Origin of the sequence: Shewanella sp. SP2S2-6 (genome assembly GCF_031931965.1) — a bacterium.
Taxonomy (GTDB): domain Bacteria; phylum Pseudomonadota; class Gammaproteobacteria; order Enterobacterales; family Shewanellaceae; genus Shewanella; species Shewanella baltica.
Genome location: NZ_JAUOEQ010000022.1, coordinates 37,475 through 53,368, shown reverse-complemented (window position 1 = coordinate 53,368; position 15,894 = coordinate 37,475). Strand labels below are relative to the sequence as shown.

Annotated in this window: 21 protein-coding genes; 9 read left to right on the top strand and 12 right to left on the bottom strand. The window is 42.3% G+C overall.

The genetic code is table 11. From position 1 onward, the window contains the following. Nucleotides 1-6: 6 nt before the first annotated feature. A complete protein-coding gene (locus Q4Q57_RS14925; RefSeq protein WP_311891249.1) occupies nucleotides 7-630 on the bottom strand; it encodes a hypothetical protein in 624 nt (207 codons plus the stop codon). A gap of 31 nt (nucleotides 631-661) precedes the next feature. Beyond that, a complete protein-coding gene (locus tag Q4Q57_RS14920; RefSeq protein ID WP_311891248.1) occupies nucleotides 662-865 on the bottom strand; it encodes a Cro/CI family transcriptional regulator in 204 nt (67 codons plus the stop codon). Between the two features lie 86 nt (nucleotides 866-951). On the opposite strand from Q4Q57_RS14920, the gene Q4Q57_RS14915 reads away from it, so the two are divergent. Next, nucleotides 952-1,647, top strand: coding sequence for a helix-turn-helix transcriptional regulator (locus tag Q4Q57_RS14915; protein WP_311891265.1), 696 nt, complete (start codon nucleotides 952-954; stop codon nucleotides 1,645-1,647). A 417-nt stretch (nucleotides 1,648-2,064) separates the two neighbouring features. Here Q4Q57_RS14915 and Q4Q57_RS14910 read toward each other — a convergent pair whose 3' ends face one another. After that, complete coding sequence (locus Q4Q57_RS14910) at nucleotides 2,065-3,054, bottom strand: adenine-specific methyltransferase EcoRI family protein (protein WP_311891247.1); 990 nt, start codon at nucleotides 3,052-3,054, stop codon at nucleotides 2,065-2,067. Between the two features lie 39 nt (nucleotides 3,055-3,093). Next, on the bottom strand, nucleotides 3,094-3,927 hold the full coding sequence (locus Q4Q57_RS14905; protein ID WP_311891246.1) for an EcoRI family type II restriction endonuclease: 834 nt from the start codon (nucleotides 3,925-3,927) through the stop codon (nucleotides 3,094-3,096). An 824-nt stretch (nucleotides 3,928-4,751) separates the two neighbouring features. Here Q4Q57_RS14905 and Q4Q57_RS14900 point away from each other — a divergent pair. The 7 genes from Q4Q57_RS14900 to Q4Q57_RS14870 are packed head-to-tail and all read left to right on the top strand — an operon-like array spanning nucleotide 4,752 to nucleotide 6,882. Continuing rightward, nucleotides 4,752-5,105, top strand: a complete 354-nt coding sequence (locus tag Q4Q57_RS14900) for a hypothetical protein (RefSeq protein WP_311891245.1) — start codon at nucleotides 4,752-4,754, stop codon at nucleotides 5,103-5,105. Further along, entirely contained in the window at nucleotides 5,102-5,362 is a 261-nt protein-coding gene (locus Q4Q57_RS14895; protein WP_011847794.1) for a pyocin activator PrtN family protein, read from the top strand. The genes Q4Q57_RS14900 and Q4Q57_RS14895 overlap by 4 nt, the downstream gene beginning before the upstream one ends. A gap of 25 nt (nucleotides 5,363-5,387) precedes the next feature. Next, nucleotides 5,388-5,735, top strand: a complete 348-nt coding sequence (locus tag Q4Q57_RS14890) for a hypothetical protein (RefSeq protein ID WP_011847795.1) — start codon at nucleotides 5,388-5,390, stop codon at nucleotides 5,733-5,735. Nucleotides 5,736-5,765: 30 nt separating this feature from the next. After that, nucleotides 5,766-6,059: a hypothetical protein gene (locus tag Q4Q57_RS14885; protein ID WP_311891244.1), complete on the top strand. Its 294-nt coding sequence runs from the start codon at nucleotides 5,766-5,768 to the stop codon at nucleotides 6,057-6,059. Next, nucleotides 6,060-6,338, top strand: a complete 279-nt coding sequence (locus tag Q4Q57_RS14880; RefSeq protein WP_311891243.1) for a hypothetical protein — start codon at nucleotides 6,060-6,062, stop codon at nucleotides 6,336-6,338. After that, entirely contained in the window at nucleotides 6,335-6,565 is a 231-nt protein-coding gene (locus Q4Q57_RS14875; protein WP_012586784.1) for a hypothetical protein, read from the top strand. Before Q4Q57_RS14880 ends, Q4Q57_RS14875 begins: the two co-directional genes overlap by 4 nt. Further along, nucleotides 6,562-6,882, top strand: a complete 321-nt coding sequence (locus tag Q4Q57_RS14870; protein WP_311891242.1) for a hypothetical protein — start codon at nucleotides 6,562-6,564, stop codon at nucleotides 6,880-6,882. The genes Q4Q57_RS14875 and Q4Q57_RS14870 overlap by 4 nt, the downstream gene beginning before the upstream one ends. A 356-nt stretch (nucleotides 6,883-7,238) precedes the next feature. Here Q4Q57_RS14870 and Q4Q57_RS14865 read toward each other — a convergent pair whose 3' ends face one another. The 8 genes from Q4Q57_RS14865 to Q4Q57_RS14830 all read right to left on the bottom strand — a co-directional run bounded on the left by Q4Q57_RS14865 (nucleotide 7,239) and on the right by Q4Q57_RS14830 (nucleotide 14,460). Further along, nucleotides 7,239-7,412, bottom strand: coding sequence for a hypothetical protein (locus tag Q4Q57_RS14865; RefSeq protein ID WP_012196655.1), 174 nt, complete (start codon nucleotides 7,410-7,412; stop codon nucleotides 7,239-7,241). Between the two features lie 167 nt (nucleotides 7,413-7,579). Further along, nucleotides 7,580-8,116, bottom strand: a complete 537-nt coding sequence (locus tag Q4Q57_RS14860) for a hypothetical protein (protein WP_311891241.1) — start codon at nucleotides 8,114-8,116, stop codon at nucleotides 7,580-7,582. Between the two features lie 284 nt (nucleotides 8,117-8,400). Beyond that, nucleotides 8,401-8,931: a GNAT family N-acetyltransferase gene (locus Q4Q57_RS14855; protein WP_259528262.1), complete on the bottom strand. Its 531-nt coding sequence runs from the start codon at nucleotides 8,929-8,931 to the stop codon at nucleotides 8,401-8,403. Beyond that, nucleotides 8,928-9,197, bottom strand: a complete 270-nt coding sequence (locus tag Q4Q57_RS14850) for a DUF1778 domain-containing protein (RefSeq protein WP_311891240.1) — start codon at nucleotides 9,195-9,197, stop codon at nucleotides 8,928-8,930. Before Q4Q57_RS14850 ends, Q4Q57_RS14855 begins: the two co-directional genes overlap by 4 nt. 196 nt (nucleotides 9,198-9,393) lie before the next feature. Then, on the bottom strand, nucleotides 9,394-10,338 hold the full coding sequence (locus Q4Q57_RS14845) for a DUF4365 domain-containing protein (RefSeq protein WP_311891239.1): 945 nt from the start codon (nucleotides 10,336-10,338) through the stop codon (nucleotides 9,394-9,396). Nucleotides 10,339-10,569: 231 nt separating this feature from the next. Further along, nucleotides 10,570-11,055 (bottom strand): hypothetical protein, encoded by a 486-nt coding sequence (locus Q4Q57_RS14840; RefSeq protein WP_311891238.1) that lies wholly within the window; start codon nucleotides 11,053-11,055, stop codon nucleotides 10,570-10,572. Nucleotides 11,056-11,492: 437 nt separating this feature from the next. Continuing rightward, complete coding sequence (locus Q4Q57_RS14835; RefSeq protein ID WP_259484108.1) at nucleotides 11,493-12,167, bottom strand: Fe2+-dependent dioxygenase; 675 nt, start codon at nucleotides 12,165-12,167, stop codon at nucleotides 11,493-11,495. Between the two features lie 100 nt (nucleotides 12,168-12,267). Beyond that, nucleotides 12,268-14,460: a TonB-dependent siderophore receptor gene (locus tag Q4Q57_RS14830; protein ID WP_311891237.1), complete on the bottom strand. Its 2,193-nt coding sequence runs from the start codon at nucleotides 14,458-14,460 to the stop codon at nucleotides 12,268-12,270. Between the two features lie 555 nt (nucleotides 14,461-15,015). Here Q4Q57_RS14830 and Q4Q57_RS14825 point away from each other — a divergent pair. Next, nucleotides 15,016-15,480, top strand: coding sequence for a chemotaxis protein CheX (locus Q4Q57_RS14825; protein ID WP_006083037.1), 465 nt, complete (start codon nucleotides 15,016-15,018; stop codon nucleotides 15,478-15,480). The last annotated feature ends 414 nt before the right edge of the window (nucleotides 15,481-15,894 follow it).

Genomic DNA, 15,894 nt, shown 5'->3' with positions numbered 1-15,894 from the left:
TGCCAATCACTTCTCGGCCGCGAATTGCGCCGCCTTGCCACCGTGACTAGCTAAATACGGATACGCCAGCTCTAACGCCGCCATGCTCGCTTGCGTAGTCGCCGCCGACTCTTTTAACTCGCGGTGCGCCGCCACTAACTGCTCGCGCTTGGGCTCATAGCCCAAATGGATCACCGCCACTTGCGCCTCGGCGTTCTCTTTGGTGAGCGATGCAGCCATATCGGCCACATGCAACACATGGCCATCATTCATGCGGTCGGCAATGACCGTCACCCCAGTGCAACCAAACACATCGTTGAGATACTGCACCCGCAAATGCTCAGGCAGCGCCGCCACCAGTGCTTGCTCAACATGAAACAAGCGATCCGCCTGTGGATGCTGGCCCTCGTACTGGCCGAGCCAACGGAACAGCTTTTGGGCATTAATCCGCGCATCGTTGTGCACGTCTTGACTGCTCGCAAAGCTAATGCCCTCCGCCGCTAACACCTCGCTTAGCCCAAGGCGCTCTACCGCCGCAACAAAATCAATCGCCAGCGCAAAGCGTGTCATCTTGGGTAACTCCAACACTCGATGAATCGTTTTCATCAACAAATTCAAGCGGCTATCTTTTTTACGTGAATGGGTTTTCATGTGTTCTGTCCTCCTTCAACCTACAGTGAACCTAAGCCACACTTACAGGCTTAGGATTATCTAAAACAACGACGGGATTAACTTTGAGTGCGCCATCAGTTAGGCGCTCGATTTGATACGCGCGGAGTTCGGGAACGTCATCACCCCATTGACTAATTGCAGAAGGTTTGATGTTCAAAACCTGAGCGAGCTTGGTTTGAGAACCATAAAATTTGACGGCATCATCTTTTGTCATGGGTTGATCTCCACACTGGGCAAATAAGTTTTCTTACACAATAGAAAGAAAGGAAACTTATGTCAACAAAAGATAAGATCACTTACATGAAAACACTCGGTCAGCGCATACGCGAAAAGCGTAAAGAATTAGGTATCACCCAAAAAGCACTTGGTGCTTTAGTTGGGGTTTCTGCTGTTGCAGTAACTCAGTGGGAAAAAGATGAGACAGCCCCAAAGGGCGCAAATTTATTTGCTTTAGCGAAATCATTGAAATGTGATCTCAGCTGGCTTCTAAATGGGCAAATCGCTGTGAAACCTGAATCTAATGCAGAATGGGCTGGCGGTTTTGACCTATGGGACAACGATAGTCCACTAGGCGATGATGAAGTTGAAATCCCCTTTTACGTGGATATCGAACTCTCGGCTGGTGAAGGCATTGTAGAAGGTGTTGAGTACAAAGGCCCTAAGCTACGCTTTGCCAAAAGCAGCCTTAAGCGTCAAGGCGTAAACACAGATCATGCGGCCTGTGTCAAAGTGAATGGCAACAGTATGGAACCTGTATTACCCCACGGCTCAACGGTGGGTGTTGATACCTCAGCCACTGAGATCATTGACGGTAAAATGTATGCCATTAACCACGATGGCATGATGCGCGTCAAAATGCTCTACAAACTCCCCGGTGGTGGCCTGCGTCTACGCAGCTACAACACGGATGAGTGGCCAGACGAGCACATCAATAACGAACAACTTAAAAACATTAAAGTGATCGGCAAGGTGTTTTGGTATTCAGTCTTGATATGACAGTGGTGCAAAAGCGACAGCATCACGAAAATAGCTTTTCCAACATTTTTTGAGTATAAGCCTATTCAACAATTACCCTTATTAGCCAGATTCGGATTAACTATTCTATAAGCAATACCTCTTTGGGCTACAAAATAATCAACGCTCGACATAACTAGTCACAATGGGACTTAACAGAAGCATATATGTGTATGAATCCGTTCTTTGGAGATTTGATTCATTCTAGGGTAAAAAGCCCCGTTGGAAGGAAGATACGGGGCGAAATCGGTCTGTTTTGTGGCCAGCGTGGGTCAGTCTGGTGTAGAGTGATTAAAAAATGGAAGATAAGTAAACAACAAAAAGGAAATTTATAGTTAACGCCCAGATTAACAACTGGTTTGAAGAGTAGCAAAAAAGTTCTGCTACATGCGTTTCATATCAGTTAAGTTCAGTTGTAATTCTTTTATTTTTAATTAGTATTCTAAAGTATGGGCATTTCCCATTGATAGATAAATCTTTTCCATCATCCCCTTTTCTAAATTTTATAATCTCAAACTGCTCAGGATTAAATTTATGAAGGAATGTTATTGGTACACCCATAGCCCCTTCATAATCAGCTGGTATGTCTTTTGTCTTATTTACATTAATTCCATCGTAATTGTCATATTTTGAATACTGATCTTCGTTACCATAATATTTATTTTTAAGTTGAATATCTTCATGCCTTTTAAGAGTATCCAAATTAGTAAGCCACAAACAATTATTGGGAGAGACAACTCTATTGCCTGACTCATCAATTCTAGCCTCTGTACCATAAAGTTCATAATGCTCAGGAACAATAAACCCAGAAACTCCTCTACCAAGATTTATTCCTAGCCAAGCCTTATTTTCCTTGATTAGCTTGAATATCTCTTTATATGTTATCGCATTTACATTTCCAATTATCAGGAATTTTTTATCATACTTTACAAGCTGTTCTACATACTCTCTAAAAAGAGAAAACGGCGGATTTGTAACTACAATATCTGCTTTTTTTATAAGTTCTATACTTTCAGGGCTACGGAAATCACCATCCCCCATAAAATTGATAACTCTTGGACTATTTATCTCTTTTTTATCTTCAGTTGTATTTTCGTATTCATAGAAAAAACCCTTTCCTTTGGTTTCTTCCTTAAATAATTCTCCTGTTTGCTCCTGATAGCAAGATGTTATTAACTTTTTTATTCCTAAGCTTTCAAAGTTATTGGAAAAATATTTAAAGAAATTGCTAACTTTGGGATCGTCGCAATTACAAAAAACAACTTTATCTTTGAAGTGAGCCTTATAGTGTTTTAATTCACTTTCAATATCGCAAAGCTGTGTATAAAACTCATCGCTTTTGGACTTCTTTGCATTTTGCAAAAGCTTATTTGATGCATTTCTTGCCATTGGAAACCTATCTATATATTATCGATACACAAAAGACTTTTATTTGGTTGTAATCTGTGTAAAAAGATCGCGACCCAATGCTTTTAGTGAACTCTTGGAAACTTCTAGCATTATCTCAAACATTTCATTTCTATCCCACTTTTCTCCCACGCCCTGAGTGTAGATAGAAGCAGCCTGAAGCATAATTGTTCTGTCTTTATGCTTGACAAACTTATTCACACATAAATTTTTATTTATCGGCATACCATAATTAGCAGACGTCAACCTATCAAGCCTATTTAACATACCTGAATTATATTCAAGATTCACAACCCGTCCATCAGGTCTTATTATTGAAATAGTTTTAGTTAGGAAATTTGAACCTTCTAAAAATAACACATATGGAAAGTGGATTTCAGCCAACATAAAATTTGCTATTTCTGATATGTTTTTATGAGACCTTTCTATAGCATTACCGGCAGCCATTAGATCTTGGTTTATTTTTGTTCCGACTAATATTCCTTGCCTAATGTTTTCAACATCTTTACCTTGGTGTTTAGCTTCTGTAACAAGAACAACTCTCCATTCATCGTTATCATCTTTAACTTCAATTATCCCACCATCAGGCTTAATACTTGAATTTAAAACAAATAGAGTTTTACCTAATTCAGGATCAACTTTTCTCAAGGATTCATTTATTTCATCTTTCTTTATGCTTGTTCTATATCGAAAATTTATTTTAGGATACTCTATCTTAAGCGATTCCATTACTAACTTAGATATTTCTCCGACTGTAACATCGTGCGATTTAGCATCATCCCCGAAAATTCCAACAACACCTTGAGATAACTTATGTTGGTTTGTTAATCTATTTGATTGATTTTTAATAGCCATTTTTTACTTTCCATTATAAATGTCTTGAATTAATTAAGTGCTCACTCTGTATAATTTCTTAGTATTTATGCGCTATTAAAATAGGGCTTTGTTACTTAAAATCATTTTACAAAATCTAACTAGAGAGTGCAGGTTTCAGACAAACAGCTGCTGTACCAATTTGTATATTCAAGTCTTTTGCTGTTTATGGCACATTTTTGGTGATTATATGTTTAGACAACAACGCCTTTACATAGCATAAATAGCTTGAGCATTTTCTTAGTTCGCATACGCGTTTACCTCATTTTATACCAGTAAAACTCAATTTTATAACTTATTGTATTGTAAAGAACTTATCAGATTTTGATCTAATACACCATTCAGTGAAATGCTCATGCGTATTTTACCAAACCTGTACTCCAAGCTCAAATTTACATAATAAATTGATTTTAAATGAATTTATACTCTGACTATTGAGATATTGCTCGCACAAATTAACTTATTTTAATATAAATTTATACCAATACACTCTCTGTCACTCATGATGAATAAATAAAAGCAGGGTGAATAGATGAGAATTTGCAGGCAACTAATTCGTCAGTTTTCGATTCACTAAACTAGTGCTAAGAAGCTTTTGGGCATAAAAGAGCAATCGGTCTTACTCATTAAAAATAGCCTTATCTAGGTACCACCATAAACCCTCCTTAGTTCAATCGCTTACCCTTCATTATCACTCGTTCAAAAAACCATCAAAACAAAATACTCAAAATAAGTTAACTTTTCATTTGACGACAAAGATAAGTTAACTTATCTTTTACCCTGTACCCACTACCGAGGACAAGGAAATGATTCTAGCGAAAGTTCACACCACACCTAAGCAACGCGATGAGTTTCGTCTACTGGTGGCAATACGTTTTGCCTGCTTGATGGCGCTGGCCAAGGGCCACGCAGACCCAATGGATTGCCCACGGGTGCAAGTCCGATGCGCCGAACTGGTCAAGCATTTTGCCTATCACCACCCAAGCGCTGCGTTTTACCGCCAGTTCATTCGTCACACGGGCGAACTCGGGCTCAACTTCTGCCTGCGCTTTACCGAGCCCCAACAAGGCTTGTACGGCAAGGTGATGGTGTGGCGTAACGAACAGGCGGCCACTAACGTGCATCCGCTGCAACTCACCCAAGCGGAGCAACCAACATGAACGGCATCAACACCGCGTTTTTGCTTATGGCCCAGTTCAACAAAGTGATAGTGCCACTGGATCAAATCAGCAAAGAGTATTTTGGCCTCGAACCGCGTACCGCGGCCAACTATGCCAAAGCCGGCCGCTTGCCCTTAGCCGCCTTTCGCACCAGTAACAGCAACAAAGCGCCTTGGATGGTCAATGTCACCGACCTTGCCGAATACCTCGACAAGCAACGCGACGCCGCCAAGCAAGATCAAATCAACTTAGCGTAATCAGCGGCTCAGTGGGGAGGTATCTATGTTTTTTGTTTACGGCGTGTCCATGACCTTAGCGAAAAATCAAGCGGCCAAAAAGTGCAGCACCTCAGTAGGCGCGCACCCTAACCGCCGTCAACTGAGCCCCGACGAGTACCAAGCTAAGTTGAATGATATGGCGCAGCACTTGTTTGAAACCATGAAGCCACAACGCCTGTCGCATTCGTTATCGACGCCCGCGCTGTGCCAGCAATATATCGTGTTAGCCATGACCCAAGAAGCCCACCGCGATGTGCATATTCGCTATCACAAGCTTTCGGACAAGGTGAACCCCAAAACCAAGAAACCCATCATCAATCTGGTGGTGTTTAACGGCGAAGCCGCAGCTTAGCCCTGCTGATTCAAAAGGAAGGAATAGCGTATGAACCACTTACTCCCCGGCTTTGAATCAAAGCAGCGCATTGCGTTATTGCTGTCGCTCACACGCATTAGTTCGCCCGAGGTGATTGCCGCGTTAACGCTGCATTACACCAGCGCCCTGCCCGCCGAACGTGCGGCGGCTCGCCACGGTATTGAACTGTCGAACTTTATGCGCGGGCAAAAGAAATTGGAGCAAATCGCCGCCAAGGTCGAGGCCATTAAAGCCATCGACTGGGCCAAGCTGCAATTAACTCATTTGCAATCGAACCCTTTGCAACCTAAGCAGGTGGCCTAAATGACTCAATCAGCGGCGTTTCGCCATCTGCTAAATCATTACCGCAGCCATAAGTTAAGCCTGTTACTCAAGGCCAAAACGGGCGACAGCATCAAAATCGCGCTGGCACTGGGCGCGTTAGATTGCCTGTACTGGCAAGCATTGGGCAACGGCTTAACCAACTTAGCCAAGGGCATTAGCCGCACCATAGTGTATTCGTACCGATATCACCCAATGCGACTGCCCTGCCATCCGCCAGTCAGCCAAACAAGCGGTAACCAAAACAAGGAGGCGGCATGAATACGTTTAGCACCAAAGATGGCGTGGTCACGCTATCTAAGCCCTACTCCACCTTGATGTGCGATCAGCAACAAATCGAAGTGAAGTACACCCCAAACAATTACCACGGCTGGGGCATTTGTAAGTCTTTTAACGCCATCGAGTGCAGCGACTTCGGCCAAGCCGACGCCGAAGTATTCGCACTCAACGCAGAATCAAAACTCAGGATAAAAGGAGAAGCAGCATGAACCCGATACAAGCAGCAACTGTAGAACGTGAAGAAGGTTATTGGACCCATCCCGATTTGCCCGAGTGGGATGAAGGGGTAACACGCGCAGAGTGTGAAGCATGGGCGGCCGAAAACGGTGGCGAGTTTGTGGCGATTTGGTTTGAACTCGATGCGCCTGAAGATCAGATCGAGCGCTACTTTGACGAGGGCGACACCGATATCAGTGACTGGCACCCCGTTTGCGACAAGGCCGGCTCATTCTTGCTGAGTATTCACGACACCGAAGATGGCCCCGTCGCACTGTTCTTTGCGCCGAAGGGCAAGGAGGCGGCATGAAGTTACCACAAGCGCTGTCTATGGCCGCGACTCATAAACTGACAGTGTTACTACCAATTTAAATGGGATTTTTCCTTATTGTTCGAAGCACCAAAGGGCCTTACTCAAAACCATCGATCAATGCTGAATTGATGAATAAATATCAGATTAACGGTTTTGATATGTTTGAGTGCAATGTAGTCGAGGTCAATTTAAAAGGTAGGAAAGTAATCAAGGAGGTCCAAGAGAAATGGCTTTAGTGGGCGGTCACCGAGTCGGATATCAATAACCCCCCATTAGCTAGTGATGTGAGAGAAACGCTGAACCCCAGAAATACAAAAGGCACCTAAACGGTGCCTTAATTTTAACTACTGCGATTACGCAGCTTTTGCTTTACGACGTCCATGTATCTCAGGACCTTTGAATCTGTTCGCATCATCTAAATGCTTAGGGGCGGCATTTTTTAAGCCTTTTAAAGCCAAGCCTAATCGGCCATAGACTTTATCAACTGATAATGTTGCTTTCAAAGCAGAGGCTTCGCTTTGTTTCATAGCCATACTCCTCACAACGACATTATTATAAGTATTAACGATAATTTAAATAAAACCGTGCTATCGCACACAAACTCTTAAAACTGGGTATGTTTTAAAAAGTAGCACCCTTTCGATATCATAACAAGACAGAGTGGGCGCCCATTATACGCACATAACCACTACTATCAATCATTTTCACTAAACTCTGTAATACTTGCCTTCAGTCTATCTATCGATATAGTTTGTAACATAGAATTATTAACTTTGTAAGGTGCTGAAAATCCATAACTTTGATATTTTTTCTCTAAGTCTTGATTCAGTGCATCCACAAAATCTAAACTATTGCCTTCAAAAGCTGTTAAGAACAGGTAAGCTGATACAAGAGTAAAGTAAATCATCCTGCCTTGCAGTGGGTGGTTTAGATCATCTCTGACAAATGACTCCATCATATGAATTGACAGTCTACCTTCTTCTAATTCATACAATCCCATAGCTATACCGTCAGGGATATGCCCTCCTGTAATCTTGAAGCAAAAACTAATGCAATTTTCTTCATTACCAATGCTGTTTAGCGCCCAAGGCCATTCTAAATCACCAAATCCACGGGATAGCATTTTATAATCATCATCAGTAATTTCACCAACCATTAAACCAAGCTCTTGATCATCCAAGAAAAACTGAATAGAGTTGATTACAGCCATTTTTGCTTGATCAAAATTCATCTAAAATTAGTCACGCCTAGCACATTGATAATATTTCTATTTTTATACCATTCTTTAAATCTAAATGTACTAATTATTTAATGGTTTTATGCAAAATTTCACATCTAAAGTCAGAGCACAGTCAATAGGGAGAGCTGCTAACCATTCAACACCATCAAGTGCCACAACTTCGACCATGACGATATTGAAGTATTCGCACTCAACGCAGAATCAAAACTCAGGATAAAAGAAGGAGCAGCACGGCAACGCGGTAAGTTTATGGCTTTGTGATATTCACTCTACGACTAAGTGAATAACTGACCGACTGTTTTCATTGGAATAAACATTCTTACACGACCGTTGATTTCACAAAGAACCTCGAAACCATACTTGGCGTAAAATGATTCAGCTTGGCCAGTTAAGCAATCGACAACAATGGCATAAGCTCGCATGTGAGCGTTAATTTCCCAAAGATATTCTAGCGCTTTGATTAAACTAGCTTTACCTAGCCCACTGCCATGAAACTCTTTATGGACGGCAAGTTGAGCAAGCAGAAAGACCGGAATGGGATAGCGTGGTAACTTTTTACCCATGGCTTGCGGCAAGGTATCACGGCAAATTGAACTTGGTGCGATAGTATAAAATGAACAAATTGGGTATTTTTGATTGGGTAATGGCGTAGCAGCAGGTAAAACCATTGTACGGCTAATACCTGCTTGCATGTGTTTCGCTGCTTGAGTTTGGATAAAATCGTTTAACTCTGCTTCGCCACAGTCAAATGATGCTCTATCGTGTTGTGATTTATCCAATTCTTTAAAAGTCTTGGAATAACTCACTTAAACTCACCACGTTTAGTAAATGCTGCCGCTTCAAGCAATGCCTTGTTCGGGGCCTTAGCCTCATCACAAGCCATTATGAATTGGTCGAATACATCAGCTTTAACAGTAATGCTTTCGTGCTCAGCAATCACCTGAGTTGAATCTTCGTCCATTAAGCGAACAACGTATTCAGTTAAACTTTTTAACCCGAGCAAAGCCGATGCTTTCTCAGCCTTAGCTTTGATCTCTTCATCCAAACGGATATCAAGTCTTGCAGTCGCCATAAAACCTCCTATCGTACGGAGTGAATCCGTAATGGATTGGAGTATAAAGTTTAAACAACCACAGCGCAACTTGTACGGATACAGTACGGATTAGATTGTTAGATTTGTGGTGGTAATGCCGCCAGCAAACGCCCTTTTGGAACGGAGCGCAGCGTAAAGAGGTTAGACTTGGTTAGCATTGTTAGGGCTTGCATTTTCATTTACTTAAAATGTGGTCCGATACTATAAGAAAAGCACGGCCCAATTCATTGAGTTTAAATTCCAGCCTATAAGCTGCTACTTCACCACCTTCCGTATAAGGGTAGATTGCATCTGGGTCTTTTGGATAATAAATACCATTGTCTTCATCGACTGCACGGCTCAGTGTATCACGCCAATCTTCTTCATAGTTGTCACAATTTTGCTCATAAAATTGTTCATCAACTACAGGGTGGCACCAAGGAAACAGTGCAATAGCTAACTCACGAACATTAAAACCTGTATGGATTTGAAACCATTCTTTATCTAAGATTTCTTCTCCGTCTTTGTTGTAGATATATACCTCTACCTTTGTACGTCCCAATGATTTATTGACCCACTCCTCCAACTCCAGCGAGACCTTCCCCCCGTCTGCGATATGCCTCATAAGGGGCTCGTCAATGGTTAGCTTCCTAAACCGCTGTTGTTCTGGAGTACCTTCAAATAGTACTGCCAGTTCATTAATCGAACTTTTATTAAATATATTTGACTTGGGTATCTCTACCTTCCAGCCTTTACCTGTTCTTGTAACTTTTTCTTCGGTTATAACCTGCCAAAAGGTTTGATTGATTCCCGGAAGGTAAGCAACTAATACGACCGGTAATGAATGCCCTGTCCAGTAATCAAGATGTGTAATTTTGCCGTAATACGTGAAAGAGTTTTCTTTTTCCTTAAAATGACTTTGTCCTGTTTTTATTTGCAGCGCGAGTAATTTTCCGTCAGGATTTCCTTCTTGCACTCGTTCTAGGTGAGCGTCTATTCCCATATCCATTATGGGTTGTTCGCGAAACACCCAGCCAAGTTCATTTAAAACAATGCGTTCAACCTCATTAACACCAAGTCGCTCTGTAGGTTCATAGCGCGGCATATTTTCTCTAACCCCTAACGTTTTATTAGTGCGCATGCGCGTTTACCCCATGATACCAGTAAAAACGCGCATAACTATTTTGGTTTCAATCAATGAAATATGATCAAATCGAATAATTCTGTATAAATAACAGCATCTAAGTGCATGCCATCATCATATTGATGAAAAATACGTACTACTGGTGACAACGTTATCACCACAAGATAGGAAATGATTTAGGTCAAACGAAGTCACGAGGCTGACATACGACATTAAAACGAGTCAGCACTATTTTAACTCTTCTTTAAGCTGTTCTATTTGCCGATCGATAGATGACACCAGCGTGTCGGCCTCTTGGGCTGCAGCGACTTGTTCCTGTGCTAAGCTTTGCTGCCAGGTTGCACCGGCTAGGTTGTTATTCGCATACTGCCGACTTTCACGTAAGTTACGTAAGCGCTGGTCACGCGCCGCAATCACCCGCTTGCGGTCAGCCTCAAGCCGAGTGATCTCTCGGGCAATGCGTTGTTTTTCGATATAGGTACTGATTTCTTTTTTCTTATCAGAAGTTGCGTTTGAACTAACGCTTGATTGAGAAATACTGTCACTGCTTTTAATAAAGCTACCGACGCCACTTAAATCAACTGGCTGACTGTTTTCATCGCAAGGATCGGCCTGATATTTTCCATCAGCACATTTATAGACTTCGGCAAAGGCCGAAAAAGTAGGACCGACCGTTAACACCTGCGCGAGTATTATTAAAGATTTTCTATCCATAGATCACCTCAATGTTTATTGAGCAATCATATCACCAGCGGGGAACCATGAAACAACTTTTTAAAATCGGTGATCCTATAGTGAACCACACCTTTAACCACCTTATATAAATCAAATGGTTAAATTAAAATCTTACCTATCCAGCATGGGCGCAATGGAAAAGGTGCGGTCGAGCAGTAGGCCATCATTAAGATTATTTTTCAACACGTTACTATCGACTCAAGTAATTAAAATTTGCCAGTAAGTTATCGCTTAGAAGGGTAAAGAACCTTAATTTAAGCCGCAGATTACCAATAAACCTTAAGCTTAAAAATGGAAAAACAGTAAACGAGTTAACGTTTACTGTTTTATTGCCCCTCAGAGCTAGCTGGATTATATCCTAAACAGCCCGCTTTGGGGAGATTAAGCTGGTATTGAAGCCTGTCTCTGAGCCAAAACTATAGCTCGCTCCAACGTCTGAGCAAGTTATGGTAAATCCCCGTCAGATTAAATAACTCTTGTTCTGCAGCCTGCTGAGCTGTGAGTGTTTGAATCGATTGATCTAGTTGAAATAGCAAGCGGCGCTGACCTTCATCACGAACCATACTTTGCAGCCACATAAAGGCGGCGGTACGCTCGCCCGACAGAACTGGCGTGACCTGATGCAAGCTGCTCGATGGATACAGCACTAATGAACCCGCTGATAATTTTATGCTTTGTTGGCCGTAGGTATCTTGGATAACTAATTCGCCGCCCTGATAGCTTTCTGGTTCGCTGAGAAATAAAGTCGCTGACAAATCGGTACGGATCATCCCATCAGGAGTCGAGCGGATAGCATTATCTATGTGATACCCAAAGGTTTCACCGCCTTGATATCGATTAAACAAAGGCGGATAAAACTGTAATGGTAATGCGGCAGATACAAATTGTGGGTGTGCCAACAGCCTGTCCATAATCTGCTGACCTAGCGCGACGGCTACTGGGTCGTCCTTATCTAATTGCTGATTGCGCTTACGAGTTGTCGCCATCGCGCCGGAGGTTTGATTACCGTCTATCCAGCAACGCGCATCTAACTGTTCGCGTAAGTGACTCACTTCTTGTTTTGAGAAAACATTAGGAATTTCAATCAGCATCTCTGGGTTCCATAGGGCAAAAAACACGGCATGACTTATACCGTTTATAAAACATAAAAGGCAGCCCGAGGGCTGCCGTCACATTAACTAATGACTGACATTAAAAATGCATATCGGCACTGAGCATGACCAAACGTCCGGGCGCCATGTTAGCAAAATGCGCAGTGTAGGCTTTATCGTAATAACGCTCGTCCATTAGGTTTTGCACATTCAAGCGCAGGGTCAGAAAGTCATTCATCTTGTAAGATGAAACCACATCAAAACGCCAGTATGAAGGAATCGATAAGGTATTGGCGGTATTACCATAAACCTGACCCATATAGTAGGCGCCAGTTCCGACATTTAACTGCTCAGTAATGTCATAAGTCGTAAATAAACTGATGCTATTTTTGGCCGTATTAGGGAAACGATTGCCATCGAAAGCGGCATTAAATCCATTACTTTCTAGACTAGCATCAAGATAGGTGTATCCACCAAATCCATGCCAATGCTCAGTGATATCACCTGAAAAACCAATTTCGAAGCCCTTCACTTTCTGCTCACCGACGTTTTCTTGCGGTGAATTGCGATCAGCAGAAGTCGCAACGCGAGCGTTGTTTTTCTCGATTTGGAATACTGAACCATTTAGCGATAAACGGCCACTAAAGAGATCCCACTTAGTACCTAGCTCGTAACTTTCAGTATCTTCAGGCTTTAAATCTTCATTGTTACTACCAAGACGATCTGAACCATCGCCATTAGATGTTCCTGGCGGATTCGAAGATGTGCCCCACGCCGCATAGATACTGCCGTTGACCGCAGGTTTATACAGCACTGATAGTTGGTAGTTTAAAAAATCATCGTCATTGGATAGTGACGAAGTCGAGTTCTGTGCAGCAGTGCTGTAATCATCCCAGCGCACGCCGCCGTTAATCATCCAAGACTCATTCAACTCTATGGTATTAAAGGCATAAACTGAGCGAGTGTCCGTTTCAGTCACAGTGGCATCAGTCCCTAGCGTCACGCTGCCGACCCAAGGGTCGTGAGGATTAGGCTTCGATAACAAAGTACAATTGTAATTAGCCAGTAGTGCATCATTACAACCCGCATTACGACCATTACCCGTATCGACCGTATAACTTAAGTTACTGGTGCGCTCGTTGCTAAATTCAGTGCCAATCGCAAAGCGGTTGGTGAATCCAGCCAGTTTAGCCTCACCCGCCAGTTGTAATTGGGTCGCGAGCGTTTTAGTGACTGAATGGCGTGATTTAGTGTTACGCCATACATAACCATTGGCGACATTGCCTGTCGTGTCATCGGGGTTGGTCACAATGTAATAATTGGTATTACGGCTATACACTGAGGTCGACGTAAATTGCATGTCATTGTTGAAGTCATGGCTTATCAGCACTGAAGCTGTGTCGTCATTATTATCGCGAAAATCCCGCGACAATAAGCCATAGAAGTTATTGGGATCAACATCGGCAGGCTTACCTGTCGCTTGATCATAGGGGATCCCATAGTCAGGTATGTCATGGTTTTCAAAATGATAGTATTCCAACGTCACCTTAGTGGGTGTCGTCAAGCCAAATGTCACCGAGGGTGCAATGCCCCAACGATTACCAGAGACTTCATCACGACCTGGTGTATTGGCATCGTGCGCCATTAGATTCACCCGCACGGCAGCTTCATCTGCAATCACATGGTTAACGTCAAGGCTGGCGCGTTTTAAAGCATCAGTACCAATCGCAACATCCGCATTAATAAAATCTTCGGCTTGGGCTTTTTTAGTCACGATATTGATACTACCGCCAACTGCACCACGGCCGTTATAAACAGAACTCGGCCCCTTTAGCACCTCAATTTGTTCGATGTTAAAAGTCTCACGGCTCTGGGAGCCCACATCCCGCATACCGTTAATAAACGTTGAAGATTGAGCGTCATAACCACGAATAAACGGCCTGTCACCATAGGGGTTACCACCTTCACCCGTACCAAGCGTAATACCAGGTGTTGCACGCAGAGCATCAGTAAAACTTTGTGCCCCCATGTCTTTGATCAGATCTTGATTAATCACAGTGACCGTTTTAGCGCTATTGAGCAGATCATCAGTAAATTTACCGGATTGTACTTTGCGCGTGTTGTAGCCCAAATATTCGCCGTTAACCTCAATATGTTCGACTTTCTTACCAGCGACTTGTGCCTGCTCCGCTGCTATCGCAGGGGTAGCTGATACAGCCATACCTATAGTTAATGAACCTAAAACATGGGCGCCGAGTGCGACTCGGCCATTGCGGCGTTTTGCAAATTTCATTAAAAGCATTCCTGTTGCGGACTAAACCCTGTAACAGATGTCCCCCACCTGTTAATCGCCCGCTAATATATGTAAAATCATTTATGTGATCAATAACTATTATTATTTACATTCAAGTTTAATGTAAATCACAGTTTCAGCTTTTATCATCGTTAAATGCTACAGGCATCATTTGAGCTAAATTTATGGTTAAAATTTCATAATTATTTGTAAATAAAGAAATTTAACATTAAAACTTTAAACGTCTACTGAAATGACCGTGATCCTCAATTTGCAGTATAATAACCAGCACTATCAGCCTTTAGATTGAAATCCATCTTCTAACCTGAGTGGATATCATGTAAAAATGTGCTGTTGCAGTATCGTTTTAAGCATTTTCATGGAAAGCTCTTTACGCTAAATAACAAGAAAATAGTGAAATTAACCTCACATTTCCATTTGTGTCATCTAAGCTGAAGAGTGTGATCAAGATTGCTGTCAATAAGCAACTTTTCTAATAGCCTTAAGCCATGCCATTACTCCATGGTTTAGGCTCAAAAGAGGACAAACTTAGGCATGAACGTTAATTTTATTAATCCTTTCCTCCAATCTCTGCTCAATGTCATCTCAACTATGGCGAGCATGGATTTGACGCCGGGCAAACCTCAAATCAAATCAGATAACTTAGCGAAGGGGGATGTGTCAGGCCTTATTGGACTCGTTGGCCCTCAAACAAAAGGATCACTATCGATTACCTTCGAACAAAAGCTAGTTTTGCAGATAATGCAGAATATGCTGGGCGAAAACCCGGGTAAAATTAACGAGGAAGTGACTGACCTAGTGGGTGAAATCACCAACATGGTGACTGGAGGCGCAAAAAATCTATTGGGTCAGAAAGGCTATGAGTTTGAAATGGCCACCCCTATGGTCGTGTCAGGAAAAGGCCATACCATTTCCCATAAAGCCAATGGCACTAAGATTATCATGCCTTTTACCAGCCCACATGGGACTGCTTATATCGAAATATGCTTTGAAAACTAAAAGCTTAAAATGTACCAAGCCAACATGGCTCAAATTACATTAACGCTCCTGTCGCTCTGGATCTTATGTTTCATTTGCTTATTTAAAGCTAGATAACAAAGATCAGAACGGCTGGATTACCAGCACCTGAATATACTTTTACCATTCATTTCACTGTCTCATTAGTGTCTAATGACCACTTCAATTCGCGCGGCTCTATCCGTAAACATATCGAGTCATCCAGCCTGCACATCAAATCAGTACTTAACTGAAATGCGCTTATCTAAGCCCTACTCGCTCAGCACACATACACTGCAAAAATGACTAACCTATGACGGTTTTATTCACTGCAATCAGTAGATGCAAACATAGTGCTGATGATTAACCACGAGACTTCATCTTATACTTTCTACAAATAAAAAACGGTGTTTAACA